Here is a 19,690-nt window from a genome sequence, read left to right as displayed (position 1 = left end):
CGTCGGTGCGCGGTATGATGCACCGACACAGCACTGGGAGGAGGTGAACCGATGGAGACCTTGACGCTGAGCACCGCGACTGTCGCGATGGAGCACGCCTACGCGCTGCTGCTCCGGGCCGGGCTGCTGACCGTGGACCCAGAAGACCCGTCCAGTACCGCGCACATCTCCACCGGAGCCCGCCTCTCAGGCAATGGACAGTCCACCGACGCCGTGACCTCCTGGTCACCGGCGTTGATGAATCGTGCCGAAAAAGACCTCAGCCGCTCGCAGCGGGGGACGTGGGCGATTCACCAGCCCGCCTTCTACGAGAGGCTTCGCTCCGTGCCGACTTCGGCACTCGCGCACCGCGGCATCTGCCCCGGCACGGAGGCTCCCTCGCAGATGTGTGACACAGATCACTTCAACTTCATCTTCGCTGGCAGGAACGTCGCCTGACGTTCCTCGGCTCGTTATACCCGAAACGCCCTGTCGCATACCGCAATTCGACGTATCGACGCTTGACAGCCGCGATTCTTGGCGTAGCGTTTCACCCATCACGTACCGCGGCCTCGGCCCGGAACATGAAGCGCCGCATACGGTTCGCCGGATGCACCGCGGCGGGACATCCTCCCGCAGCGCCTTGAGAACTACACAGTGAACGGCATGAAATCCCCGGACACCGGACCGCAGCACACCGAAGCCGCGGACCGACACCGCACGTGTCCGGGAAATACGCCGAGCGGCCCGGAGCCCCGCGCAAGCGCACGCACCTACAGGTGCGAGTGTCTGCGCGATATGTCTCTGGCTCCGGGCCGCTCGACACCAATGCGTCCTTGACATCCTCCCCGCCCTCAAGGGACGGGGATTCCCGTGTGCCGAAGCTCTAGGCGACGGCAGGAACGGGTGGTTTTCGCTTCGTCGCGGCTGCGATACCGGCCTTGGCTGGCAGCGTCTTACATCGGCTCCGCGCAGGAGCTGTCCACCCCTGATGGTATTTCGCGGCGATGTTTTTCGCCGCGTTGATGTCAGCGTTGTCGCTGTGGCCACACGCAACGCAGCAGAAAACCGCTTGGCTCTCGCGGTTCTCCGCTGCGATGTGCCCACAGCCGTGACAGCGCTGCGAGGTATAGGCGGGGTTCACGGTCACCGTGTTGCCGCCGGTCTTATAGGCCAGCTGGTGAAGCAGGGTCGCCCAGCGAGCGTCACGGATACCGTGGTTGGTCGACCCTTTGCGCCGACCTTCGCCCTTGCGTGACATCGCTTCGGCGTGCAGGTCTTCACAGATCACCAGGCCGTAGGTCTCGGCTGTCCTCCGGGTGAAGGCGTGCAGGGCGTCGTTGTTGATCGCAGCTCTGCGGGCCTGCAACCGGCGGTGACGGTCACGCAGCCGACCGTAGCGCTTGCCGCGACGCCAATCCCGGCCTTCCCGCTGTGCAACCACCCGCGATTTCGCCATGCGCTTCTGCACAGCGGTGATGTCATGGTCGAGTTTGGTGGTGTCGGGCAGGTCGAAGAACTCACCGTCACTGGTGACCGCAGCGTGTTCCACGCCGCGATCAACTCCGACGTCACCGGTTGCCCGGCTGCGATCGGCGGTCGGTGGTGGGCTGGTGAACACGAGCGAGCGTTTCGCCAGATCAACGTGCACCGAGGTGTAGTCACGGATCGGCTGGGAGACGATCACATGAAACCGCAACATCCACTTTCCCGGCCGGGAGCAACCGTGAGGGTTTTGCCCGCGGATCACCACCATCCCCGAACGCCGACCGGTCGGGTGGAACACCGCGTTGCGCCCACCGTTGAACCAGCAGGTGAACCGCAGGTCACCACGCTTGCGGGAACGAAACCTCGGCATCGCACCACCACGGCGCTTACGCCGCTTCGTCGCGGCGAACCACTCACCGTTCTCGATCTTGGCCGGGGCCTGCAGCACCAGCGACGGCATGGCTGCCAAGTGGGGAAACTGCTCGCGAGCTTGGCTGTCGGTCAACGTGACCGGATCACCGCCGAGGAACTCCAACTGCGGGGAACCGTCATCGCTGAGCAGCCGCTCACCGTCGCGGTAGACGTAGCGTCTGCGATGTGCGCGGTGCTGGTTGAACCGTGACCGGAAACCGTCGCACAGCCACGTCGCCACCTTTTCGGGGTTGCCGGAGAAGACCGGCTGACCGTGGCGCTCACCGAGAAACACAGGTGTTCCGCGAAACGAGACCCGACGGATACGCACCACCTGCGACATGACCGGAAACGTAACGAGAAACCGGCGGTGCATTAGCTCGCGGCGCGCTCACCGTGGTCGCCAGCAGTTGGGCCATTCCTCCCCCCGGCTAAAGCCGGGGGCTCCCTGGCCACTCATGGTGGCGGAACTGGGAGACACGCCAGGCTTAGACCCTGGTGCTCGTGGGAGCGTGCAGGTTCGACCCCTGCCGGGCGTACGTTCATGCGCCGGTGAGGCACCAGTTGGCAGGTGCGGCGGGCCGTAACCCCGCTGCCTTCGGGCTTCGGGGGTTCGATTCCCTCCACCGGTACGCAACGCCTCGCTAGCTCAGTTGGCAGCAGCATCCGACTCTTAATCGGAGGGTCCGGGGTTCGATTCCCTGGCGGGGCACGCTGTGTGATCGCCTCCTGTGGCGAGCGCACAAGGACAACCGGCACGTCCTAAAACAGCAGGCCGGAGGAGCCGAGAGTGCCGATCGAACAAACTCCGCGGTCTTGGCCCGAGCCGCGTGCACAGCGATCGGCGACCGCCCCTTCCAACGGAGTCGGTGCTTCATCGGGCTGCCAAACGTCCAGCGCCTCGCTAGCTCAGCTGGTAGAGCTGCCGACTTTTAATCGGTAGGTCCGGGGTTCGATTCCCTGGCGGGGCACTTTCCGGCCTGGCGGATAAGCACGGGTGACCGTGCGAAAGGCGGGTTGACATCCGCCGCCGCGCAAGCGGTGATCCAGGCACGTCGCATCGTTGAGTAGTCCGGCGAAGAAGTCGGGCTACCAGCTGGTGAGCCAGTCAGGGGCCAGAGGCAATCGCTGAGGCCAGCATCCCACGCCGGGTGAAACTGACGCGTCGGCGAGCTGGCTGTCGGTGCGGGAGGCGTAGAGGTCCGAGGTCGCCAGCCGAGGGCGTACGCCACGACACTCACCGATGGACCGGCGGGTTCACGTCCGCGAGTGGAGAGTACAAGTAGCTTGGCGGCGAAAGTACGGAAGGTGTGAAGTATTCTTTGCCCCAAAAGGGTTCGGAGCTTCGAGGCAAGCACATCTTCGGTCAACGAACACTAGCTCATCTGGTAGAGCATCTGTTTATGGGACAGACGGTAGTCGGTTCAAACCCGACGTGTTAACCAAGCGAAAGCCTTGTCTCGCTGCGGTGCGAAAGCGCCTTAACGCTCGGCCCCTCGGGGAACCGAGCCACCGGGAAGCCCGCAAGGCCAACGGTGTCGGTAGGGCGGTAGTGCAGCCAGGAGCTTGCAACTCCTCGGCGAATCGAAACCCGCTGAGTAGCACCCAGCGTAGGGAGTGGTCGGCCCAACCGACCAGGCGCGACGGCTACCGCCGGGAGGCGGTGGACAAGTCGGGAACTCCGAGCGGAGATAATCCGGCGAAAGGCCGTCACTGGCGGGCAGAGTCTAGGCCCGCTCCCCCATCCCCTTGGTGTAGTGGTAGCGCGGCGGATTCCAAACCCGCAGGCGGGGGTTCGATTCCTCCAGGGGGTGCCAAACCCGTGTAGCTCAGCGGAGAGAGCGCCTGACTACGGATCAGGAGGCCGGGGGTTCGATCCCCTCCACGGGTGCTCATGCCTCCGTAGCTCAGCGGACCAGAGCGCCCGCCTCCGGAGCGGGAGGACGCAGGTTCAATTCCTGCCGGGGGTGCGTGCGGGTGTGGTCCAACGGCAAGACACCTGGCTTCCGACCAGGCGACGCGGGTTCGATTCCCGCCACCCGTTCCAATACCACCCACCGCGGCGGTGCACATCTTGGCCCTGTAGCGCAGTAGGTGAGCGCGCCGCCCTGTCACGGCGGAGGTCGCGGGTTCGATTCCCGTCAGGGTCGCTTCAACGGCACTCGCGTCTGTTCCGGCCCGAGTGCCGGTCGCAGGACTGACCTGGCTGCGACGCCGCGCCGCGTGAACGGAACAGTTCGCGGGTCTCGTGGAAACAGGGTTCGGCGTGAGGACGCCGATGCGCAGCTGGGGTCGCTCCCGAGCCGCGAATGAACACCCGACGATGTGTACGCCTCAATGGCAGAGCGGCAGCCCCTTAAGGCTGCGGGTGCGGGTTCGAGTCCCACCACATCCGAGGGTGCCTCACGCGGTGCTATAGTCAGCTCAACGATGCCCGCCAAGGCTAGAGCCACAGCTTCCTTACTTCGGCGGGCCTTCTCATCTCCAACTCCCGGTCTGTTGGAGTAGCTGGTCACCTCGCCGACCTGTCACGGCGGGATGTCGCAGGCTCAGCGCTGTCAGAATCACCGCGCACGTCGCGCGACGTGGCGGCCATGCTCCCGTGGTCCATGGGTAAGATTCCTGGTTCTCAGCCAGGCGAAGCGGGTTCAAGTCCCGCCGGGAGTGCAGACGTAGATTCCTCGGGGCCATAGCTCAGTCGGAAGAGCGCCTGTTTTGCAAACAGGAGGCCGGGAGTTCGATCCTCCCTGGCTCCACGTCCCCGCCTCGTAGCTCAGCTGGTAAGAGCGCCGCTCTGATAAAGCGGAGGTCACAGGTTCAACTCCTGTCGGGGCGACCAACGAAACCCATTGCCGCGTGATGTAATCGGCAGCATCGCTGACTCTGATTCAGTGGGTCTAGGTTCGAGTCCTGGCGCGGCATCCACGCCTTCTTAGCTCAGTCGGGAGAGCGTCCGGTTCACATCCGGAAGGTCGCTGGTTCGATCCCAGCAGAGGGCACTCAAGGTCGTGTAGCTCAGTCGGGAGAGCGCTGCACTGAAAATGCGGAGGCCGCTGGTTCGATTCCAGCCATGACCACGTCCACACGAAATGCCGCATAGCTCAGTCGGTTAGAGCGCATCTCTGATAAAGATGAGGCCGGAGGTTCGATCCCTCCTGCGGCAACTGTGATCGAAGTCGAAGTGGCCGAGACACCTGGCTGTGACCCAGGAGGAAGCGGGTTCAAGTCCCGTCGATCACCCCAACTGTGCGGTCGAGGTTCCGGTAAGGACCAGGGGTAGCGCGCTGAGGAGTTGGGCGCGAGGCGTCAGTCTGCCCCTGGTCACCGCGCACGCCGGATTGGCGCAACTGGAAGCGCAACCGCCTTGTAAGCGGAAGGTTGCGGGTTCGACTCCCGTGTCCGGCTCCACCAAACTTGGGCTGTTGGCGCAGTCGGTAGCGCGCCGCTTCGGCAGAGCGGAGGTCGCGGGTTCGATCCCCGCACGGTCCACGCAGTTCTCGCTCGGTTCGTCTAGAGGCCCAGGATGCCGCACTTTCAATGCGGGCGGCGCGGGTTCAAATCCCGCACCGAGCACCACGCCGACGTAGTCCAGCGGACACGACACCGCCTTGCCATGGCGGAGACGCGGGTTCAACTCCCGCCGTCGGCTCCACGCCGCGCTAGCTCAGTCGGAAGAGCGCCGCCTTGGTATGGCGGAAGTGGCGGGTTCGATCCCCGCGTGCGGCTCCACGCCTCCCTAGCTCATCGGGTAGAGCGCCGCCCTCGTAAGGCGGAGGCGGGCGGTTCGAGACCGCCGGGAGGCTCCACCCGGCACCGCGGGCTGTAGCGCAGCTTGGCAGCGCGCCTCGTTCGGGACGAGGAGGCCGCAGGTTCAAATCCTGCCAGCCCGACAGAGAAAAACCCACTTTGAACTGTGGAAACAGGACAGGGCGGGTTTTCTCGTTGAGTGGCAGAGACCGGCTGAGTGGCAGTGGAGTGGCAGGAGAAAAAGTCAGGCCCGTTTCCGCTGGTCGCAGGAGGGCGTTTCATCTCCGTCATGGCGGAATCACCGTTGTATCTAAGCCTCGTTGGGCGGTAACATGTCTCCAGTTTGGGACAACCGAAGCCGAGCGAACGCAATAAGGAGGTGCGAACGACATGACTTCAGAAGCTCGCGCCCGCATTGCTGCTTGGCGCGCATTGTCCGCCGAGGAAAAGACTCGTCGCCGCAGGGCGGCGGTGGTTGACCAGGTAGTCGCTTCCATGTCGATGGAGGGTGAGCCAGTCAGTGCCGCATGGGAACAGCGCGCACGGCAGCGCCGCGCCGCGTTTTCCATCGCACCCTGACACGGTGCGAGAATCTGGCCGCGATCAGGATATCCCGGACCCGCTCGCGCTCTTGGTGAATCAATAGATCACCAGCCTGGCGCAGTTCGACCGCGAATACCCGGGCGCGGACGACGAGTACCCGGACGCGCGAGAACTCATTCGTCGGCACCTCCACAGCAGCTGAACACAGCCAACGCCCGCCTAGCTCAACGGATCAGAGCAGCGATGTCCTACGTCGACGGTTGGGGGTTCGATTCCCCCGGCGGGCACACAGCACCAGGAAGCGTGGCGGAGAGGTAACGCGCCGCATTGCTAATGCGAGGCCCGGACGCCAGTCCGGCGGGGGTTCAACTCCCTCCGCTTCCGCCAGGTCCAGCCGAGGTTCCGGTGAGGGCCGCCACGGGAGGCGTGGCAGAGCGGTAATGCAGCCGGTTGGAAGCCGGTGACGTGTCAAAGCGTCCGGGGGTTCGATTCCCTCCGCCTCCGCAAGACCCGGCCGACATCGCCGGGGCCGTTCAGGAGAGTAGCGCCGGGTGGTCCGGCAGCCCGCCTCGAATGCGGGAGCGGCGCGAAAGCGCCGGGGTTCGACTCCTCTGCTCTCCGCTGAGGAAGGACGCGCCGTGGCGGCGAAGCGGCGTTGAACACCGCGCCGGGCAACGTGTCCCGAGGGTTCGATTCCCTGTCCTTCCGCGCAACGGGGTGTAGCGCAACTTGGTAGCGCGCCTGGTTTGGGACCAGGAAGTTGCAGGTTCAAATCCTGTCACCCCGACAACGCCGACCCGATGTCCGGGCGGCACGGACCCCAGGCTGTGGGGAGAAACGGAGGTGTGTTGCGATGACCGCCACGATCCCGATATCGGTGGAGGTGTTCAACGCCGACTACCGGGCGTTCGCCACGGTGGGATGGATGGACGCCGTGCGGCTGATGCTGCGCGACGCCGTGCACGTCATCGAGACGCACACCCCAGCCGTGCACGTCCACAGCCCCTCGGTGGTGATCGAGCTTCCGGCCTCGGTGGTGCTCAAGCGCTACGCACATCGCCCCTACCGGCCGGTTCAGGTGGAGCGGGCCACCCGCGAAGGCGTGCTGGTGCGCGACAAGCACACCTGCGCCTACTGCGGCGGGCGCGCCAACACCATCGACCACGTACTGCCGCGGTCCAAGGGCGGCGGTGACGGGTGGCTGAACCTGGTCGCCGCGTGCGAGGCGTGCAACGGGCGCAAGGGGGACGCGGCCCCGCAGGAGCGCGGGATGCGGCTGCTGTGGGAGCCCTACGTTCCCCGTGAGAAGGACCGGTTCGCCCTGATGTGTTGAACCACCCGCCGGGCCTGCGCTGTTCTGCGCAGCGCAGGTCCGGCACCCCGAAGCGGTGTAGCTCAGCTAGGTAGAGCGCCGGGCTCATAACCCGGACGTCGCGGGTTCAAATCCCGCCACCGCAACCAGTGCCCTGTAGCTCAATCGGCAGAGCAGCGGATTGTTAATCCGCAGGTTGCAGGTTCGATTCCTGCCAGGGTAGCCAGGTGCCCGTGACCGAACGGCGAGGTAGCGGCCTGCAAAGCCGCCGATGCGGGTTCGACTCCCGCCGGGCACTCCACGCGCGGCCCCTGTAGCTCAACGGATCAGAGCAGCGGGTTTCTACCCCGCCGGTTGCGGGTTCGACTCCTGCCAGGGGCACAGCCGCCTACCGGCGTCCGTGGCGGAACAGGCAGACGCGCCGGACTCAAAATCCGGTTCCCCTCGCCGGGAGTGCGGGTTCGATCCCCGCCGGACGCACCGGTGCCCGCTAGCACAATTCGGCAGCTGCGCCCGGCTTTGGACCGGGAGGTTCCAGGTTCGATCCCTGGGCGGGCAACCGATTCATGCCGCTCACTGTGTAGAGGGCGATGTCTCAGACCTGCCCCGTCCAGCGCAGCGTGGCGGTGTCGTCGCCGCCGTCATGGTCCAGGACCACACCCGATGCGTCACGAACCTCCCAGCGCCCCTCGTGCGCGGCGCGGGCCAGGTGCGCGCCGCGGGCTGACGGATAGTCGGCCAGCTCGTCGTTGACGCGGCGGACCTCATCGGCGGTGAGAGGCTCTGCGCGGCTGATGGTGAACTTCACCTCGGTGGAACCGGTAGGTCGGTGCACACGCAGCATCACGCTGCCGCGGCTGTAGCTGTCGATCATCGGTGCTCCCTCTGTCTGCTTGAACCATTTCCTGCGTCACGAAGCCTGAGCCTCGGCGTTGGGGTCGATCTCCCAGCCGTAGCTACGCGCCAAGTCGAGCGCTTCGTGGATGGCAGCCTTCTCCTCCGGGGAAGGTCCGTCCGCGCCTGCGATGCGACCGCTGGGATGCCCGAAGCTATGCAGCTCGCCGCGGGTCCGGGTGACCGCGGCGGGCCACGCCGAGTGCAGCACCCCGACCACCTTCTCCTACTCGATCACCAGTACTTCACCGGAGTGGATGTCGTCGCCGACCTGGGTGCAGTCGTAGCACTCGCCGGTGGACGGGAAGTGGTGGGTCGTCATCAGCAGTGTCCTGTCTGGAGGCGGGCGGGTAGGTGGATCACGTCGCCTGTTTCCGGCAGTGTTTCCCGGCTGAGCCGCGTGGATCGAGCGAGGCGCGTGCGCGTCAGTCGTCGCCGCCGTGTTCGAGGCGTTCGCTCTCGCAGACGGCGCACTCGACGTTCTCGCCCAGATCGGTGCGGTGCCAGTGCTCCTCGCAATAGGATTCGCCGCAGGTCAGGCACGACCACCACGCGCCGCCGCAGGTGTCGGGGGTCGGCGTAGTAGCAGTCCTCGTGGGCGGCCATCAGCCCGACACCGCGATGCGGGCCGACGGACCGAGCAGCTCCTCGGTGATCCGCGCCGCCTGCTCGGGCGTGGTCTTCCCAGCGAGAAGGGTCTCGACGACCTCCTGGGCCGCCAGGCGGCCGCGGTTGGTGGTCACCTCCACGGTGAGCCGGTGTACGTCGGCCATTTCAGTCCTCCGTCCTGATTCCGAAAACCCAGGTGTCTTCCAGCGCCCCGTATCCGAGGACGACCTTGCTGAGGTAACCGGCGGCCAGGTCGTCGAGTGCGCCCTCGTAGTTGTCACGTCTCGGTGCGGTGTAGCTGGCGTGGTACTGGAACGCCACCCACGGCCCGGCGGTGAACGCCACCCGGCCGTGTTCATCGGCGTCGGGGTGCACCTCGTAGCTGGAGCCGATGTCGGACACGTATGGCCCGCCGCGCACGTCGGTGATGGTGAACCGGTCGCCGCCTGCGCAGGTGATCTCGATGTCGAGGTCATCGAGGTGCAGATCGTCGATGTGGGTGTGCAGCTCGTCGCGCGTGAGAGTCATCGGGTGCCTTTCTCGTCCGCAATCCCCGGCAACGGCAACTCCACCACCATTGGGTCCGTTCTGGAGACCGCGGCGCGCTCCGCCGCCACGCGCCGCGAGCCGGGTCCGCGGCGCTCCCCCGTTACGTTTCCTTCCACGCCGGGGTCGGCACAAACTCGAACGGCGGCGGCGTCGGCCACCGGTGGAGACGCACTGTTATAGTCTCTGTTATGGAGACGTTTACGGGATGGGGGTCACGCCGGTGAGCGCTGCGGAAGCACTGAACCTGCCACCGCGTCCGCTGCGGGCGCATCAGCGCGCCGCTGTCGCGGCCGTGGACCCCACGCTGGCGCGCCAGCAGGTGATCATGGCCTGCGGCACCGGCAAGACCCTGACCGGGATGCACGCCGTCGCCAAACTCCTCGGCGCGCAGTCGACGTCGGGGCGCGTGCTGGTGCTGGTGCCCACACTGACGCTGCTGGAGCAGACCTACCGCGCCTGGCGCGATGACGCACCGCTGAGCTTCGACGCGATCGCCGTGTGCTCGCGGCTCTCGGCGGCGCAGCGTCGCGGCGTCGGCGTCGAGTCCGACGCCGATCCCAGCGAACTGTCCCTGCACGCCACCACCGCGCCCATGGAGATCGCGCGGTTCCTGTCCGGGGCGGGCCGCAAGCTGGTGTTCGGCACCTACCAGAGCCTGGGCGCGCTCGTCGACGCCCACCGCAGCGGTGCCCCCGGTTGGGACGTGGTGGTCTGCGACGAGGCCCACCGCACGGCCGGGGCCGCCGGTAAGGCTTTCGGCCGCGTGCTGCACGACGAGCACATCCCCGCTGACCACCGACTGTTCCTCACCGCCACCCCGCGTGTGCACAGCGCACCGGCCGCCGGGAGTAAAGGCGGAGCGCAGATGCTGGCGTCCATGGACGACGAGGCGCTCTACGGACCGGCGGTGTACACCCTGTCGGTCGCCGAGGCGATCCGGGACAAAATCCTCAGCCCCTACCAGGTCGCGGTGATCGGGGTGAGCGACGCGGAGATCGAGGCCGCCACCAGCGGGATCGCCACCGTGACCGTCGGCGGCCACCGGCTCGACGCCGACCACGTGGCCTCCATCATCGCCTTGTCGAAAGCCGCCCAGCAGCGCGGCCTGCACGCGGTGATCGCCTACTTCAACTCGATTCGCGCCAGCCGCGAGTTCGTGCAGGCGTTCCAGGTGGTCCACGCCGCGCGCACGCTAGGCGGCGGCACCGCCGAGCACATCGACGGGTCCATGAAGCTCGCGCATCGCGGGCAGGCGCTGTCGCGGCTGGCCGCCGAACGCACGGGGCTGCACCTGGTGTCCAACGCGCGGTGCCTCACCGAGGGCATCGACGTGCCGGTGCTCGACGCCGTGCTGTTCGGCCAGCCCCGCACCTCCCAGATCGACGTCGTGCAGTGCGTGGGGCGCGCGATCCGCCGCAACCCCCGCAGCGACGCCCCGGCGCTCATCGTGCTGGCCGTGCGCATCGGTGACGGCCAAGACCCCGAAGCCGCGGTCGCCGAGGCCGGATTCACCAAGGTGCGCCAGGTGATAGCCGCCCTGGGTGACCACGACCCGCGCATCGAAGAGGCCGCCCGCACCCTGTCCCGCGACTGCGGCCGTGACGGCAACGGCCCGAGCGACGACGACCTGGACAGCGCCCGCGGCATGATCAGCCTCGACATCCCGCAGGAGCTGTTGCACAACGGATTCGGGCTCCGTCTGCTGCTCGACCACGCCGATCAGGCGTGGGAACGTGGTTTCGCTGAACTCAGCGCCTACGTCGACGAGCACGGCCACAGCCGAGTTCCCCAGAGTTACGTGGCCGACGACGGCTACCGTCTCGGGAAGTGGGTGCGCAATCAGCGCGAGGCGTACCGCAACGAGAAACTCTCTACTGACCGGGTCGCGCGACTGGAAGCACTGCCAGGATGGGCGTGGAACACCCTCGACGACAAGTGGGAGCTAGGTTTCGCTGAACTCAGCGCCTACGTCGCCGAACACGGTCACAGCCGAGTTCCCGTCAGCTACGTCACCGCCGACGGCTACCGACTCGGGAGATGGGTGGAGGCGCAGCGCAGGGCGTATCGGAGCGGAACGCTCTTCGCCGATCGCATCGTGCGACTGGAAGCCCTGCCTGGGTGGACGTGGAGCGACCTCGACAGCAAGTGGGAGCAAGGCTTCGCTGAACTCAGCGCCTACGTCGCCAAGCACGGCCATGGCCGTGTACCCGCCAGGTACGTCACCGCCGACGGCTACTGCCTCGGGCAATGGGTGGTCAATCAACGCGAGATATACCGCAGCGGGGATATCTCCACTGATCGGATCACGCGACTGGAAGCCCTGCATGGGTGGGCGTGGAGCGACCTCGACAGCAAGTGGGAGCAAGGCTTCGCTGAACTCAGCGCCTACGTCGCCAAGCACGGTCACAGCCGCGTCCCGCAGTGTCACATCACCGCTGACGGCTACCGCCTCGGGCAATGGGTGGCGACGCAGCGCAGGGCGTATCGCAACGGGAAACTCCCTGCCAACCGGACCGCGCGACTAGAGGCACTGCCGGGATGGGCGTGGAACACCCTCGACGAACAATGGGAGCGGGGTTACGCCGAGGTCCAGACTTACGCCGCCGAGCATGGCCACAGCCGAGTTCCCACACGCCACGTCACAGCCGACGGCTACCGCCTCGGGAATTGGGTAAACGTGCAGCGCACGGCGTACCGGGATGGGAAGCTCTCCGCTGACCGCGTCGCGCGACTAGAGGCACTGCCGGGATGGGTGTGGGATGCGCGCTGACAATGAAGACGCCACCGCGTCCGCAACTCAGCGTTTCCCGGTATCGTCCACCACCCGGTAGGCGATCCCTCCGGGGCCGAACTTCGCCCAGCCGAACTCGCCGCCGTCGGCCTGCGCCCAGAATCGGCTCATCCCGTCGCGTCCGAAGAAATCCTCCGGGTCGTCCTCGCGATCCTGCAGCAAGGTAACCACAACTCCCTCGCGGTAGACGATCCGGTCACCCGCCCGCAACTCCTCGAACGCAACCTTCTCGGTCTTCATTACCTACCGCCAACCTTTCGTTCCGAATCCCGACCAGTTAACGGCCACCGTTGATGGAATCGCCGAAGAACTCGCCGTCGTTGCCCAGTGCGCGCAGCTCGTCGGCCACCGCAGCGTCGGGAACCGCGACCGTCTCGCGGGAGGTCTCCAGGCCCACGGCGTTGCCGTGGTCGGCCTCGTGGATCGCGACGCCGAGGTCGGCGGGCGGGTCGTCGCTGCGGTGCAACACGGTGAAGGTGAAAGTGGTCTTGCTGATCGTCGCCATCGGGATGCCTCTCTGCGGTGGTCAGCGCCGCGCCCGGACGATCTCGTCGCGGATGAAGGCGCGGGCCGCGCCCGATCCGGGGTCGGAATCGTTGCGCACGAACAGCGCCTGAATCAGCTCAGCCTGCCCGCGGCTGTACTCACCGTGAGCGTCGGCGGTGAAGGCGTCGAAGTCCGCGGCGGCCTGGATGGCGTCACGGAAACCCGGCAGCGTGGCGAACGACATCGCGCATCCTCTCGATCGGTTTCCCCGATTCAAGAGGCCAGACGCCCGTACCGGCGGCCGGGGCGCGACCACGCCGATCCAGACTCACCGAATTGCGCGCGAGAAGCCCCGGCTTTAGCCGTGGGGAGGATTCAAGCCCCCGGAGGCAGGACACGGTCGCGCCGATGCTCAGCGACAGGGGACGTGACACCCACCACCCAGGTACGCTCCCCGCCGCCCAGTCCGAGCGCGGCGGCTCGCGCGAGAGCATCGGGCATGGAATCGGCCACCACGTACACCGACTCGTCGCTCAGGTTCCGCACCCGCCAGGTCGCGCCCTTCATGTCCCCGACCTCTCCTCGTCGACGGCGGCGTCGAGTGCCGCCTCGGCCTGCTGCTTGGCTGTTTCCAGGTCCGAGCACTCGCCGGAAGACAGCGCGCTCTGGTACTGCGGCCCGAACACCGCCCAGCACCAGACCGGCCCGACGTTTGTGATCTCGGCGAAGTGGCTGCCGCGCTGCGTCGTCCACCATGAGTGGCCGGGGCCGATCGGAGTCGACGCCGGTGCCCAGTCGGTCACGGCTGCCCCTCCTCGTCGCGCGGCGTCAGTTCCTCGGCCGGGACCACCACATCGCCGCTGGCCAGGCGCACCTCGTACATGCCGGGCAGGTACTCGCCGATCACCACGCCGTCGTATCCGGCGCGCGTCACCTTGTCACCGGCGGCGAAGCTGCGCCGGGCCGATCCCGCGCTCAACTCACGCTCGTTTCGTCGATCTCGAAAAACTCGTCGCCCTGAGTCGCGAAGTACATGTCGATCGCCGCGCTCGAATCAGCCGGTGGCTCAGCGGGAATATCGGCCCCGATACGGGTGGCCGCCTCATCCCACCATTCGTGCACGTACGCCAGCAGCGCCTCCTCAGCACCCTGCTTAGTCTTGTGCACGGTGGCATCGGTTCCGTGCCGGTGGTCGATCTTCAAGACCCACACCGTGTCACCCATCAGCGCATCCTTTCGCCAGTCCTGTATCGGCCAATACCGGTTCTCACTGATCACTGCGGCAGCACCAACGTCACCGCGACCGGGGACGCCTCGGCTACCTCGCGGATGGCCTGCTCGGCAACGGCGGGGTCGAGGCCGCCGATGCCGCCGCCGATGAGCGGCACCGCCACCGACGCGATGCCGTGTTCGTCCGCCTGTTCCAGCCCGGCGGTCAGCGACTCGCGAAGCCACTGCTCGGTGGCGTCCGGTCCCGGCTCACGCTGGCTGGCGCAGTGGATGATCACCCGACCGCTTCGGTCGCTGGTCAGCAGTGCCTGGCCCGGCCGCAGGTCACCGCGGTAGGCGGCCTGGCTGTACTTCAACATCGCACTGGCGTAGCGGTCGGCCATCGCCGAGGCCAGCCCGCCCACGTATCCGCGGCAGTTCACGCCGTGCGCCAACGCCTCGGCGGGGTGGGCGAACAGGTCGCCGTGTTCGATCGTGAAGCTCATTTGTCACGTCCTCATCTGTCGGGGTCAGTCGTCGATGCGCTCGAAGGTGGCCCAGCCGAGATAGCCGCGGCCGGAGGTCGACAGCCCGTCCCAGGCCGCCTGCACATAGGCGTTGCCCTCGGAGAGGTCCATCGCCATCGGGTACGGCGAGTGCGTCAACTCGCGGCGGAACCCGTCGAGGTCATCGGCACTGGCCACGCGCTCGTTGCGGAAGTCGCCGTGGCTGATCGTCTCGCGGAACCTCACGATCCCTTCCCCTTTCGTGATCGGGTTCGGAACGACACACTGGAAAGACCCAGCTCGGCAACGCGAGCCCGGCACAGCTTCTCGGCTTCGGGCTTCGTGTCGGCGCTGCCGGAGGCGATGGTGTCGAAATGGCCGTCGACCGGGCTGATCTCGAAGAACCACGTGCTGGCCTCATCCGCGGCGGATGCGTCGCGGAACACCAGCGCGTAGCACGGGGTCGCCGCGGTCACGCCGTCGGGAAGCTCGCTGCTGATCATGGGTCTACGGCCGGTCCTCGGTCCAGCCGACCAGCTCCATGTCCTCATCGGTATCCGGGTCGACCAGTCCCCCAGCGGTATCCACGTCCTGCCACGGCTGGTAGTGCTTCTCGCCGGTGGAGTCCTCGTAGATCAGCCACATGTTCGATGTCTTCATCACGCATCCTTTCGTTTCACCAGCGCCAACTCACCGGCGCTGACACCGTCGGCGCGCTGCTGTTCGGGGTCGGCCCCGGCCTCCAGGCCGTTGTCGAGCCGGATGTCGTAGCGTCCGTTGCCGTGGACGGCCACCACATAGACGTTCGCGCCGATGTGGGTTTGACATCCTCCCCGCCCTCAAGGGACGGGGAGGATGTCAAGAAGGTTCCCGCCGCGTTGCCGTTGACGTCGAACAGCTTGCGCGGGTGATTCGGCAAGTCGCAGATGCCGTCACCGTCGACCGCGTCGGCCACCTCCCGCAGCAGGCGGGCGATCTCGGTTCCGGGGTACTCGAAGAAGGCGTCGCCCTTGAGGTTGATCGTGACGGTGAACGTGCACGGCGTGCTCACAGCTGCACACCCGCGTCGGTGAGCGCGTCCACATCCGCGGTCTTGAGCGCGTTGGTGATCGCTGCCGGGTTGTACTGGAACTCCACCGGCCCGTCCTTCGGGTGGATCAGCGCCAGCTCGACCAGACCCTTGTCGGTGGCCGCGGCGAACACCTCCACCCAGTTGATGTCGGTCTCGATCAGCGCGTGCGCCAGCGTCGGGTCCAGCGCCGAGGTGCCCACCGCGTCGTTGTGGTAACCGGCGGGGTTCTCCGGGGCGGTCGGGCAGGCGTCGAGGTAACGCCGGTAGGCCGACAGCGCGTAGCTGGCGTCGTCGACGCTGGCGAACCGTGCCGCCGACACGGTGCCGAACCACCCCTGGGTGTCGCCGCCGAACCCGGCCGGGCGCAGGTCTGCCACGTACACCGGAGAGGTGGACTGCACCCGCGGGTCCAGGTCGGTGTCGACCGGCACCCCGCCCCACGAGCAAGCACCCATGCCGGGGTAGAAGTCCATCACCCGGTCGTAGTGGACGATCGGCTGCCAGTTGGCCGACGGGATCGGCAGAGCGGAGACGTCGAACACCGGCGGCGCGGGCTCGGGTGGCCCGAACGGGTCCGCAGCGGCGGAAGGGGCGGCACCCAGGGCGATGGCGGCGGCCGCTGCCGCGGCGAGAAGTCGCTTCTTCATGGCCGCCACGCTAGGTGCGTGCCGCGTGCGAAAACGAGCGCGGCGCGCATCAGCCGATCATCGGCGCGGCTGCAACTCGACACCCTTGAGCACGATGCGGCCGATAGCCACCTCACCATCGTCACGCGCGTCGGCCCAACCGGCGTCTGCATCCAGAATCGTCATGCTCATGGTCCGATCGACATCCACACCGCCGCTGGGGAAGGTGGACACGCTACCGGCACGTTCGGGGCCGATGTTCTGCACGAACCTGCGCCCATCAACATTCCACCGAACCTTCGTGACCAAGGGGCGCTGTGCCCACTCGTCGACCCCGTCCGGCTCGACGTAGTTCCATCCGGGCACAACCGTGGCCGACTGCAGGCGCACCGGCCGAGCGAAGACGATGTTCATCGTCACCTCCCCGCCCGGCTCCGCGCCCCGGCAGGTGACCCACGCCTGTGCGGGATCGTCGACGAACACGCGTACGGGATTGTTACTGGCCGCGGCGGGTGATGGCGTCGAAAACTTCGGGCAGGTCGACGTCGCTGCGGCCTCCCACGGCGTCAACTCCACAGGCTCCGGGGGTGGCCCGGCGATCATGGCCTCCATCGGCGGCGGCGGCGAAGACGCCGTTGAGGGTTGCTCTGCCGCGGGATCGGTGCCGCCGGGAGAGCCGCACCCAACGGCCACGGCCAGCAAGGCGGCAGCGCAGGGCAGTGCCGCACGCACACGTGAGGTCCGGTTTTCGATCCGCAGTCCATTCATGCTGGGCACGCTACGGCGTGCCGCCAGGAGCGCCCGCCCACTGAGCGCGACACGCCGACGCGAGTTCGATCCAGCCACCCCACAGCGGGCGGACGCGACCGCGGCGTGGGCGACCGGCCCCGAGTTACACCGCCGCGTCGGGGAACTGGGCGACCACCAGCTTCCACAGCCGCTCGATCTCCTCGGGCACATCGTCGATCGGACCGAACGGGTCGCCACCCGGTGCGGGCACGCGGTGGTACTTGCCGCTGGCGTCGATGGCCACGATCTCCTCGCCGCCGATCACGCTGTGGCGCGCCACCACCGGGTACTGGCCCGAGCCCTGGACGGAGATGTCCGGGTTGCCGTAGTCGTCGCGTTCGCTGGTCACCGTGGCACCGATGCCGCGCAGCTGGGTGAGTACCTCGGCCAAGATGTCGTCGGTCAGCATCGCTTACCCCCACTAGATTCCGGTCACTGCGGCCGCCACATGCAGCGAACCTCCGCCGATACGCCACGGTAGGGCCGCCCGGCCGCGGTAATCCGGTGCGGCGCGGCGGGGCGGCCCCGGCGCATCAGCGCAGCCCGCGGTGCGCGATCCACGGATCGTCGTCGAGGTGCGCGGGGTCGGGCACCCAGGTTCCGTCCACGCGACGGTCCAAGGTGACGATGTCGTCGCCGTCCATCCACAGCCGCGGGTGCAGCCGCGGCCCCGGCTCGCTGTCGAGCGCCGAGAGGTCGGGAGTGAACACCGATTCCGCCGCAGTCGACTCGCTGCTGCCCTTGGCTCCGATCCCGCTGGGACGCAAGGATGCCGAACCGTCGCCGCGGGTGATGTCACAGACCCACTTTCCGGCCCGATGCCCGTAGCGGCTCGACCTGGGCGGCTCAGGTGCGACGATCACCATGTGAATCGCAACGCGGTGCCCAGAAAGCTCGAAATGATCAGCGTGGTCACTGGCTTTCGAGACCAACTCGCCGTACACATTGCCTCCGGCACCGTCAGGACCATCGAGCACCACCAAGATCGGTACGGTCCTGCTCACCATCTCGCAGCGCTCCTCAACGTCACCGGCCGCCCACACCTGCGCGTACCGGTGGCCGAAGATGCTCCTGGCGATGTCGATAACCGCACCCATCTGGCCTTCACGCACCGGGCCGGACGCTTCCGCGTTGGCGGCCACCAGGTGCGCGTTCTCCAATGGGTCTCCCGCGGAGCCGCTGTACTTGGCGTAAAGAACCGCCCACCCCTGAGCGTGCGCCTGGCGGGCCATCGCCGAAGGCATCGCACTGCGGGGGTCGGCACCGTCGTCACCGTCGCCGGAGACCATCCACAGGTGACCGTCGTCCTTCGGGCTCCACGTGACCGGCTGACCGTCGGTGTCACGTCCCAGCACCAGGGGCTCGTCACGCCACCGCACCACACCGTCGGCCGCGACCGTCAGCGGGTCGCGCAGCGGGTAGACGCCGCCGTCAGCCGACCTCGGCGGCAGCACAAGCTGCGTTTCACCCGACAGCCACCTACGCAGAGCCACTTCACCGCGGGTGCCTTTCAGGGCGAGGTTGATCTTCCTCCACAGCCCCTCGGCATCCCGAATACCCCAACTGCGCATCCGCTCCGTGTCCAGCGACTCCCACAGCGCGCGCGCGCAATGCGCCCGTCGGTGGGCACGAAGCACGGGTCCAGCAGCTGCATCGCCTTCAAGAACAGCTCGCGGTGGGCGGGGCGGGACCGCTCCCCAGTGGATTCACGAAAGTGACTCCGCCGCTGCCCTCCTCAGCCGCCACATCGGACAGGGCCGCCACACTGCCGGTGCCGTAGCGCACCACCAGCTCACCGGCGAGCACCATTCCCAGCCACTTGCCGTCCGCATCGCGCACCAGATACCCCGGCTGCGCATCCGCGGCAGTCGATGCTCCTGACGAGGAACTCGCCGCCGATCCGGAGGACGTGACAGGCACAGCTGCTGGGGCGGGACCGGCACCAGAGGTGGACACACCGTCGGCCGGGGCGGGCAGGTAAGACAGCGGCTTGGCCGCGAACACCTGGTGCGGGGCGTCGATCACCGCGCGGGCGAAGCCGCGCGCGTTGTGCAAAGTGAAGTCCGGCCGGGCGTCCTTGAGCGCCTTGGCCAGCCGGTCGGTGCGATTGGTCGAAGAAACCATGAGAGGAGAGCCTCCCTTTCCGTTCGATGCGACCGCGTCCCCGGCCCGCGACCGCCACGAAAAGGGTGGGTATGACGATGAGCCGGAGCGTGACCTGCGCGAGAACCTTCGGCCCCTCTGGACGATCGACCGGCCCCGCCGGGGAGCGAGCGCTGCGAACGTCCGGGCGCGGGGACCGCTCCGGTCCCACTGCTCGCGAACGCTACGCAGCCGTGCACCGCTGCTGCGAGCGCGGCGCGTCCGGCACTGTCGGGCTCGTTCACACCATCGCGGGCGGCACGCTCGGAGCTGGCAGCAGCGCCACCACAGCAGTCTCGCTGCCTCGCGTCCGGCACTGGCGGCCGAAACGCCCTCAGCGCCCCGCTGCGGGGCCAGCGGCGGCCACATGGGGTCCGGGGGCGTCCGAGAGGCCGCTGCGGTGCCACAGCTGCGTTCAGGGCCGAAACGCGGCACCCACCGGACCACGCCGGTGACGGTGGCCGGTGACGGTGGCCGGTGACGGTGGCCGGTGACGGTGGCCGGTGACGGTGGCCGGTGACGGTGGCCGGTGACGGT

General features: G+C 67.4%; 24 protein-coding genes and 35 tRNA genes. 38 read left to right on the top strand and 21 right to left on the bottom strand.

Translation table 11 applies throughout. From position 1 onward, the window contains the following. Nucleotides 1-51 precede the first annotated feature (51 nt). Complete coding sequence (locus tag B8W67_RS13945; RefSeq protein ID WP_085304535.1) at nt 52-438, top strand: hypothetical protein; 387 nt, start codon at nt 52-54, stop codon at nt 436-438. A gap of 427 nt (nt 439-865) precedes the next feature. Here the strand turns inward: B8W67_RS13945 and B8W67_RS13940 are convergent, their stop codons facing one another. Further along, entirely contained in the window at nt 866-2,002 is a 1,137-nt protein-coding gene (locus tag B8W67_RS13940; protein WP_163797057.1) for an RNA-guided endonuclease InsQ/TnpB family protein, read from the bottom strand. Between the two features lie 424 nt (nt 2,003-2,426). Here B8W67_RS13940 and B8W67_RS13930 point away from each other — a divergent pair. The 36 genes from B8W67_RS13930 (at nt 2,427) to B8W67_RS13755 (ending at nt 8,039) form a co-directional block, all read left to right on the top strand. Then, nucleotides 2,427-2,510: transfer RNA gene (locus tag B8W67_RS13930), tRNA-Tyr, on the top strand. Nucleotides 2,511-2,516: 6 nt separating this feature from the next. Continuing rightward, nucleotides 2,517-2,590 (top strand) — tRNA-Lys (locus tag B8W67_RS13925). A 186-nt stretch (nt 2,591-2,776) separates the two neighbouring features. After that, nucleotides 2,777-2,849, top strand: a tRNA-Lys gene (locus tag B8W67_RS13920). A 399-nt stretch (nt 2,850-3,248) separates the two neighbouring features. After that, nucleotides 3,249-3,323: transfer RNA gene (locus B8W67_RS13915), tRNA-His, on the top strand. 298 nt (nt 3,324-3,621) lie between these two features. Then, nucleotides 3,622-3,695 (top strand) — tRNA-Trp (locus tag B8W67_RS13910). Between the two features lies 1 nt (nt 3,696). After that, nucleotides 3,697-3,769: transfer RNA gene (locus tag B8W67_RS13905), tRNA-Arg, on the top strand. A 5-nt stretch (nt 3,770-3,774) separates the two neighbouring features. Continuing rightward, nucleotides 3,775-3,848: transfer RNA gene (locus tag B8W67_RS13900), tRNA-Arg, on the top strand. Nucleotides 3,849-3,851: 3 nt separating this feature from the next. Next, nucleotides 3,852-3,925: transfer RNA gene (locus B8W67_RS13895), tRNA-Gly, on the top strand. Between the two features lie 29 nt (nt 3,926-3,954). Next, nucleotides 3,955-4,028, top strand: a tRNA-Asp gene (locus B8W67_RS13890). 446 nt (nt 4,029-4,474) lie between these two features. Beyond that, nucleotides 4,475-4,545, top strand: a tRNA-Glu gene (locus B8W67_RS13885). Nucleotides 4,546-4,561: 16 nt separating this feature from the next. Then, nucleotides 4,562-4,634 (top strand) — tRNA-Ala (locus tag B8W67_RS13880). A 6-nt stretch (nt 4,635-4,640) separates the two neighbouring features. After that, nucleotides 4,641-4,717: transfer RNA gene (locus tag B8W67_RS13875), tRNA-Ile, on the top strand. A gap of 11 nt (nt 4,718-4,728) precedes the next feature. Beyond that, nucleotides 4,729-4,803, top strand: a tRNA-Gln gene (locus B8W67_RS13870). Between the two features lies 1 nt (nt 4,804). After that, a tRNA-Val gene (locus tag B8W67_RS13865) sits at nt 4,805-4,877 on the top strand. A 5-nt stretch (nt 4,878-4,882) separates the two neighbouring features. Then, a tRNA-Phe gene (locus B8W67_RS13860) sits at nt 4,883-4,955 on the top strand. Nucleotides 4,956-4,968: 13 nt separating this feature from the next. Further along, nucleotides 4,969-5,042 (top strand) — tRNA-Ile (locus B8W67_RS13855). Nucleotides 5,043-5,044: 2 nt separating this feature from the next. Continuing rightward, nucleotides 5,045-5,121 (top strand) — tRNA-His (locus B8W67_RS13850). An 89-nt stretch (nt 5,122-5,210) separates the two neighbouring features. Further along, a tRNA-Thr gene (locus B8W67_RS13845) sits at nt 5,211-5,286 on the top strand. Between the two features lie 8 nt (nt 5,287-5,294). Continuing rightward, nucleotides 5,295-5,367, top strand: a tRNA-Ala gene (locus B8W67_RS13840). 10 nt (nt 5,368-5,377) lie between these two features. Beyond that, nucleotides 5,378-5,454: transfer RNA gene (locus B8W67_RS13835), tRNA-Glu, on the top strand. 1 nt (nt 5,455) lies between these two features. Next, nucleotides 5,456-5,530 (top strand) — tRNA-Gly (locus B8W67_RS13830). A gap of 1 nt (nt 5,531) precedes the next feature. Continuing rightward, nucleotides 5,532-5,607 (top strand) — tRNA-Thr (locus B8W67_RS13825). 1 nt (nt 5,608) lies between these two features. Continuing rightward, nucleotides 5,609-5,684 (top strand) — tRNA-Thr (locus B8W67_RS13820). Between the two features lie 10 nt (nt 5,685-5,694). Beyond that, a tRNA-Pro gene (locus B8W67_RS13815) sits at nt 5,695-5,768 on the top strand. Between the two features lie 613 nt (nt 5,769-6,381). Beyond that, nucleotides 6,382-6,455 (top strand) — tRNA-Arg (locus tag B8W67_RS13805). 10 nt (nt 6,456-6,465) lie between these two features. Continuing rightward, nucleotides 6,466-6,555, top strand: a tRNA-Ser gene (locus tag B8W67_RS13800). Between the two features lie 33 nt (nt 6,556-6,588). Beyond that, nucleotides 6,589-6,672, top strand: a tRNA-Ser gene (locus B8W67_RS13795). Between the two features lie 32 nt (nt 6,673-6,704). Then, nucleotides 6,705-6,789: transfer RNA gene (locus B8W67_RS20885), tRNA-Ser, on the top strand. Between the two features lie 92 nt (nt 6,790-6,881). After that, nucleotides 6,882-6,955, top strand: a tRNA-Pro gene (locus B8W67_RS13790). A gap of 66 nt (nt 6,956-7,021) precedes the next feature. Beyond that, nucleotides 7,022-7,501 (top strand): HNH endonuclease, encoded by a 480-nt coding sequence (locus B8W67_RS13785; protein ID WP_085304530.1) that lies wholly within the window; start codon nt 7,022-7,024, stop codon nt 7,499-7,501. Between the two features lie 51 nt (nt 7,502-7,552). Beyond that, nucleotides 7,553-7,629, top strand: a tRNA-Met gene (locus B8W67_RS13780). Nucleotide 7,630: 1 nt separating this feature from the next. Further along, nucleotides 7,631-7,706 (top strand) — tRNA-Asn (locus B8W67_RS13775). Between the two features lies 1 nt (nt 7,707). Next, nucleotides 7,708-7,781, top strand: a tRNA-Cys gene (locus B8W67_RS13770). Nucleotides 7,782-7,787: 6 nt separating this feature from the next. Further along, nucleotides 7,788-7,861 (top strand) — tRNA-Arg (locus B8W67_RS13765). A gap of 13 nt (nt 7,862-7,874) precedes the next feature. Next, nucleotides 7,875-7,960: transfer RNA gene (locus tag B8W67_RS13760), tRNA-Leu, on the top strand. 4 nt (nt 7,961-7,964) lie between these two features. Further along, nucleotides 7,965-8,039 (top strand) — tRNA-Gln (locus tag B8W67_RS13755). Nucleotides 8,040-8,075: 36 nt separating this feature from the next. Here B8W67_RS13755 and B8W67_RS13750 read toward each other — a convergent pair. The 4 genes from B8W67_RS13750 to B8W67_RS13740 all read right to left on the bottom strand — a co-directional run bounded on the left by B8W67_RS13750 (nt 8,076) and on the right by B8W67_RS13740 (nt 9,511). Then, a complete protein-coding gene (locus tag B8W67_RS13750; protein WP_085304528.1) occupies nt 8,076-8,354 on the bottom strand; it encodes a hypothetical protein in 279 nt (92 codons plus the stop codon). Between the two features lie 36 nt (nt 8,355-8,390). Further along, the gene (locus tag B8W67_RS13745) at nt 8,391-8,585 is read right to left on the bottom strand and encodes a hypothetical protein (protein ID WP_133056117.1); all 195 of its coding nucleotides are present in this window, start codon (nt 8,583-8,585) and stop codon (nt 8,391-8,393) included. Between the two features lie 394 nt (nt 8,586-8,979). Next, nucleotides 8,980-9,147, bottom strand: coding sequence for a hypothetical protein (locus B8W67_RS20880; RefSeq protein ID WP_163797059.1), 168 nt, complete (start codon nt 9,145-9,147; stop codon nt 8,980-8,982). 1 nt (nt 9,148) lies between these two features. Continuing rightward, entirely contained in the window at nt 9,149-9,511 is a 363-nt protein-coding gene (locus tag B8W67_RS13740) for a hypothetical protein (protein ID WP_163797061.1), read from the bottom strand. A gap of 241 nt (nt 9,512-9,752) precedes the next feature. Between B8W67_RS13740 and B8W67_RS13735 the strand changes: the two genes are divergently transcribed. Next, on the top strand, nt 9,753-12,302 hold the full coding sequence (locus B8W67_RS13735; RefSeq protein ID WP_163797063.1) for a DEAD/DEAH box helicase: 2,550 nt from the start codon (nt 9,753-9,755) through the stop codon (nt 12,300-12,302). Between the two features lie 27 nt (nt 12,303-12,329). Here B8W67_RS13735 and B8W67_RS13730 read toward each other — a convergent pair whose 3' ends face one another. From B8W67_RS13730 to B8W67_RS21340, 16 genes are all read right to left on the bottom strand, one after another. After that, a complete protein-coding gene (locus B8W67_RS13730; protein WP_085304521.1) occupies nt 12,330-12,563 on the bottom strand; it encodes a hypothetical protein in 234 nt (77 codons plus the stop codon). 37 nt (nt 12,564-12,600) lie between these two features. After that, the gene (locus B8W67_RS13725) at nt 12,601-12,828 is read right to left on the bottom strand and encodes a hypothetical protein (RefSeq protein ID WP_085304520.1); all 228 of its coding nucleotides are present in this window, start codon (nt 12,826-12,828) and stop codon (nt 12,601-12,603) included. 21 nt (nt 12,829-12,849) lie between these two features. Then, nucleotides 12,850-13,053 (bottom strand): hypothetical protein, encoded by a 204-nt coding sequence (locus B8W67_RS13720; RefSeq protein ID WP_085304519.1) that lies wholly within the window; start codon nt 13,051-13,053, stop codon nt 12,850-12,852. Between the two features lie 319 nt (nt 13,054-13,372). Further along, a complete protein-coding gene (locus B8W67_RS13710) occupies nt 13,373-13,612 on the bottom strand; it encodes a hypothetical protein (protein WP_085304517.1) in 240 nt (79 codons plus the stop codon). Further along, nucleotides 13,609-13,788, bottom strand: coding sequence for a hypothetical protein (locus tag B8W67_RS13705; RefSeq protein WP_085304516.1), 180 nt, complete (start codon nt 13,786-13,788; stop codon nt 13,609-13,611). The genes B8W67_RS13710 and B8W67_RS13705 overlap by 4 nt, the downstream gene beginning before the upstream one ends. Next, the gene (locus B8W67_RS13700) at nt 13,785-14,033 is read right to left on the bottom strand and encodes a hypothetical protein (RefSeq protein WP_133056116.1); all 249 of its coding nucleotides are present in this window, start codon (nt 14,031-14,033) and stop codon (nt 13,785-13,787) included. The genes B8W67_RS13705 and B8W67_RS13700 overlap by 4 nt, the downstream gene beginning before the upstream one ends. 50 nt (nt 14,034-14,083) lie before the next feature. Beyond that, entirely contained in the window at nt 14,084-14,524 is a 441-nt protein-coding gene (locus B8W67_RS13695; RefSeq protein WP_085304514.1) for a macro domain-containing protein, read from the bottom strand. 24 nt (nt 14,525-14,548) lie between these two features. Next, nucleotides 14,549-14,770: a hypothetical protein gene (locus tag B8W67_RS13690; RefSeq protein WP_085304513.1), complete on the bottom strand. Its 222-nt coding sequence runs from the start codon at nt 14,768-14,770 to the stop codon at nt 14,549-14,551. Further along, complete coding sequence (locus tag B8W67_RS13685) at nt 14,767-15,027, bottom strand: hypothetical protein (protein WP_085304512.1); 261 nt, start codon at nt 15,025-15,027, stop codon at nt 14,767-14,769. Before B8W67_RS13685 ends, B8W67_RS13690 begins: the two co-directional genes overlap by 4 nt. 4 nt (nt 15,028-15,031) lie before the next feature. Then, on the bottom strand, nt 15,032-15,184 hold the full coding sequence (locus B8W67_RS20875) for a hypothetical protein (protein ID WP_163797065.1): 153 nt from the start codon (nt 15,182-15,184) through the stop codon (nt 15,032-15,034). Beyond that, complete coding sequence (locus B8W67_RS21540; protein ID WP_264033390.1) at nt 15,184-15,318, bottom strand: hypothetical protein; 135 nt, start codon at nt 15,316-15,318, stop codon at nt 15,184-15,186. Before B8W67_RS21540 ends, B8W67_RS20875 begins: the two co-directional genes overlap by 1 nt. A gap of 253 nt (nt 15,319-15,571) precedes the next feature. After that, a complete protein-coding gene (locus tag B8W67_RS13680; RefSeq protein WP_085304511.1) occupies nt 15,572-16,243 on the bottom strand; it encodes a hypothetical protein in 672 nt (223 codons plus the stop codon). A 57-nt stretch (nt 16,244-16,300) separates the two neighbouring features. Next, on the bottom strand, nt 16,301-16,990 hold the full coding sequence (locus tag B8W67_RS20585) for a hypothetical protein (RefSeq protein WP_133056115.1): 690 nt from the start codon (nt 16,988-16,990) through the stop codon (nt 16,301-16,303). A gap of 124 nt (nt 16,991-17,114) precedes the next feature. After that, nucleotides 17,115-17,420, bottom strand: a complete 306-nt coding sequence (locus B8W67_RS13670) for a hypothetical protein (RefSeq protein WP_085304508.1) — start codon at nt 17,418-17,420, stop codon at nt 17,115-17,117. A 124-nt stretch (nt 17,421-17,544) separates the two neighbouring features. Continuing rightward, the gene (locus tag B8W67_RS13665; protein WP_133056114.1) at nt 17,545-18,582 is read right to left on the bottom strand and encodes a hypothetical protein; all 1,038 of its coding nucleotides are present in this window, start codon (nt 18,580-18,582) and stop codon (nt 17,545-17,547) included. A gap of 88 nt (nt 18,583-18,670) precedes the next feature. Next, a complete protein-coding gene (locus tag B8W67_RS21340; RefSeq protein WP_085304505.1) occupies nt 18,671-19,135 on the bottom strand; it encodes a hypothetical protein in 465 nt (154 codons plus the stop codon). Between the last annotated feature and the right edge of the window lie 555 nt (nt 19,136-19,690).

The sequence above is a fragment of the Mycolicibacillus koreensis genome (genome assembly GCF_002104795.1).
GTDB lineage: Bacteria > Actinomycetota > Actinomycetes > Mycobacteriales > Mycobacteriaceae > Mycobacterium > Mycobacterium koreense.
This window is presented reverse-complemented; position numbering and strand designations above follow the sequence as displayed.

What these genes read in the sequence shown, in the direction of transcription:
- B8W67_RS13945 (WP_085304535.1), top strand. Translation starts at nt 52, where the DNA reads ATGGAGACCTTGACGCTGAGCACCGCGACTGTCGCGATGGAGCACGCC.
- B8W67_RS13785 (WP_085304530.1), top strand. Translation starts at nt 7,022, where the DNA reads ATGACCGCCACGATCCCGATATCGGTGGAGGTGTTCAACGCCGACTAC.
- B8W67_RS13750 (WP_085304528.1), bottom strand. Translation starts at nt 8,354, where the DNA reads ATGATCGACAGCTACAGCCGCGGCAGCGTGATGCTGCGTGTGCACCGA.
- B8W67_RS20880 (WP_163797059.1), bottom strand. Translation starts at nt 9,147, where the DNA reads ATGGCCGACGTACACCGGCTCACCGTGGAGGTGACCACCAACCGCGGC.
- B8W67_RS13740 (WP_163797061.1), bottom strand. Translation starts at nt 9,511, where the DNA reads ATGACTCTCACGCGCGACGAGCTGCACACCCACATCGACGATCTGCAC.
- B8W67_RS13730 (WP_085304521.1), bottom strand. Translation starts at nt 12,563, where the DNA reads ATGAAGACCGAGAAGGTTGCGTTCGAGGAGTTGCGGGCGGGTGACCGG.
- B8W67_RS13725 (WP_085304520.1), bottom strand. Translation starts at nt 12,828, where the DNA reads ATGGCGACGATCAGCAAGACCACTTTCACCTTCACCGTGTTGCACCGC.
- B8W67_RS13720 (WP_085304519.1), bottom strand. Translation starts at nt 13,053, where the DNA reads ATGTCGTTCGCCACGCTGCCGGGTTTCCGTGACGCCATCCAGGCCGCC.
- B8W67_RS13700 (WP_133056116.1), bottom strand. Translation starts at nt 14,033, where the DNA reads ATGGGTGACACGGTGTGGGTCTTGAAGATCGACCACCGGCACGGAACC.
- B8W67_RS13695 (WP_085304514.1), bottom strand. Translation starts at nt 14,524, where the DNA reads ATGAGCTTCACGATCGAACACGGCGACCTGTTCGCCCACCCCGCCGAG.
- B8W67_RS13685 (WP_085304512.1), bottom strand. Translation starts at nt 15,027, where the DNA reads ATGATCAGCAGCGAGCTTCCCGACGGCGTGACCGCGGCGACCCCGTGC.
- B8W67_RS20875 (WP_163797065.1), bottom strand. Translation starts at nt 15,184, where the DNA reads ATGAAGACATCGAACATGTGGCTGATCTACGAGGACTCCACCGGCGAG.
- B8W67_RS13680 (WP_085304511.1), bottom strand. Translation starts at nt 16,243, where the DNA reads ATGAAGAAGCGACTTCTCGCCGCGGCAGCGGCCGCCGCCATCGCCCTG.
- B8W67_RS20585 (WP_133056115.1), bottom strand. Translation starts at nt 16,990, where the DNA reads ATGAATGGACTGCGGATCGAAAACCGGACCTCACGTGTGCGTGCGGCA.
- B8W67_RS13670 (WP_085304508.1), bottom strand. Translation starts at nt 17,420, where the DNA reads ATGCTGACCGACGACATCTTGGCCGAGGTACTCACCCAGCTGCGCGGC.
- B8W67_RS13665 (WP_133056114.1), bottom strand. Translation starts at nt 18,582, where the DNA reads ATGCGCAGTTGGGGTATTCGGGATGCCGAGGGGCTGTGGAGGAAGATC.
- B8W67_RS21340 (WP_085304505.1), bottom strand. Translation starts at nt 19,135, where the DNA reads ATGGTTTCTTCGACCAATCGCACCGACCGGCTGGCCAAGGCGCTCAAG.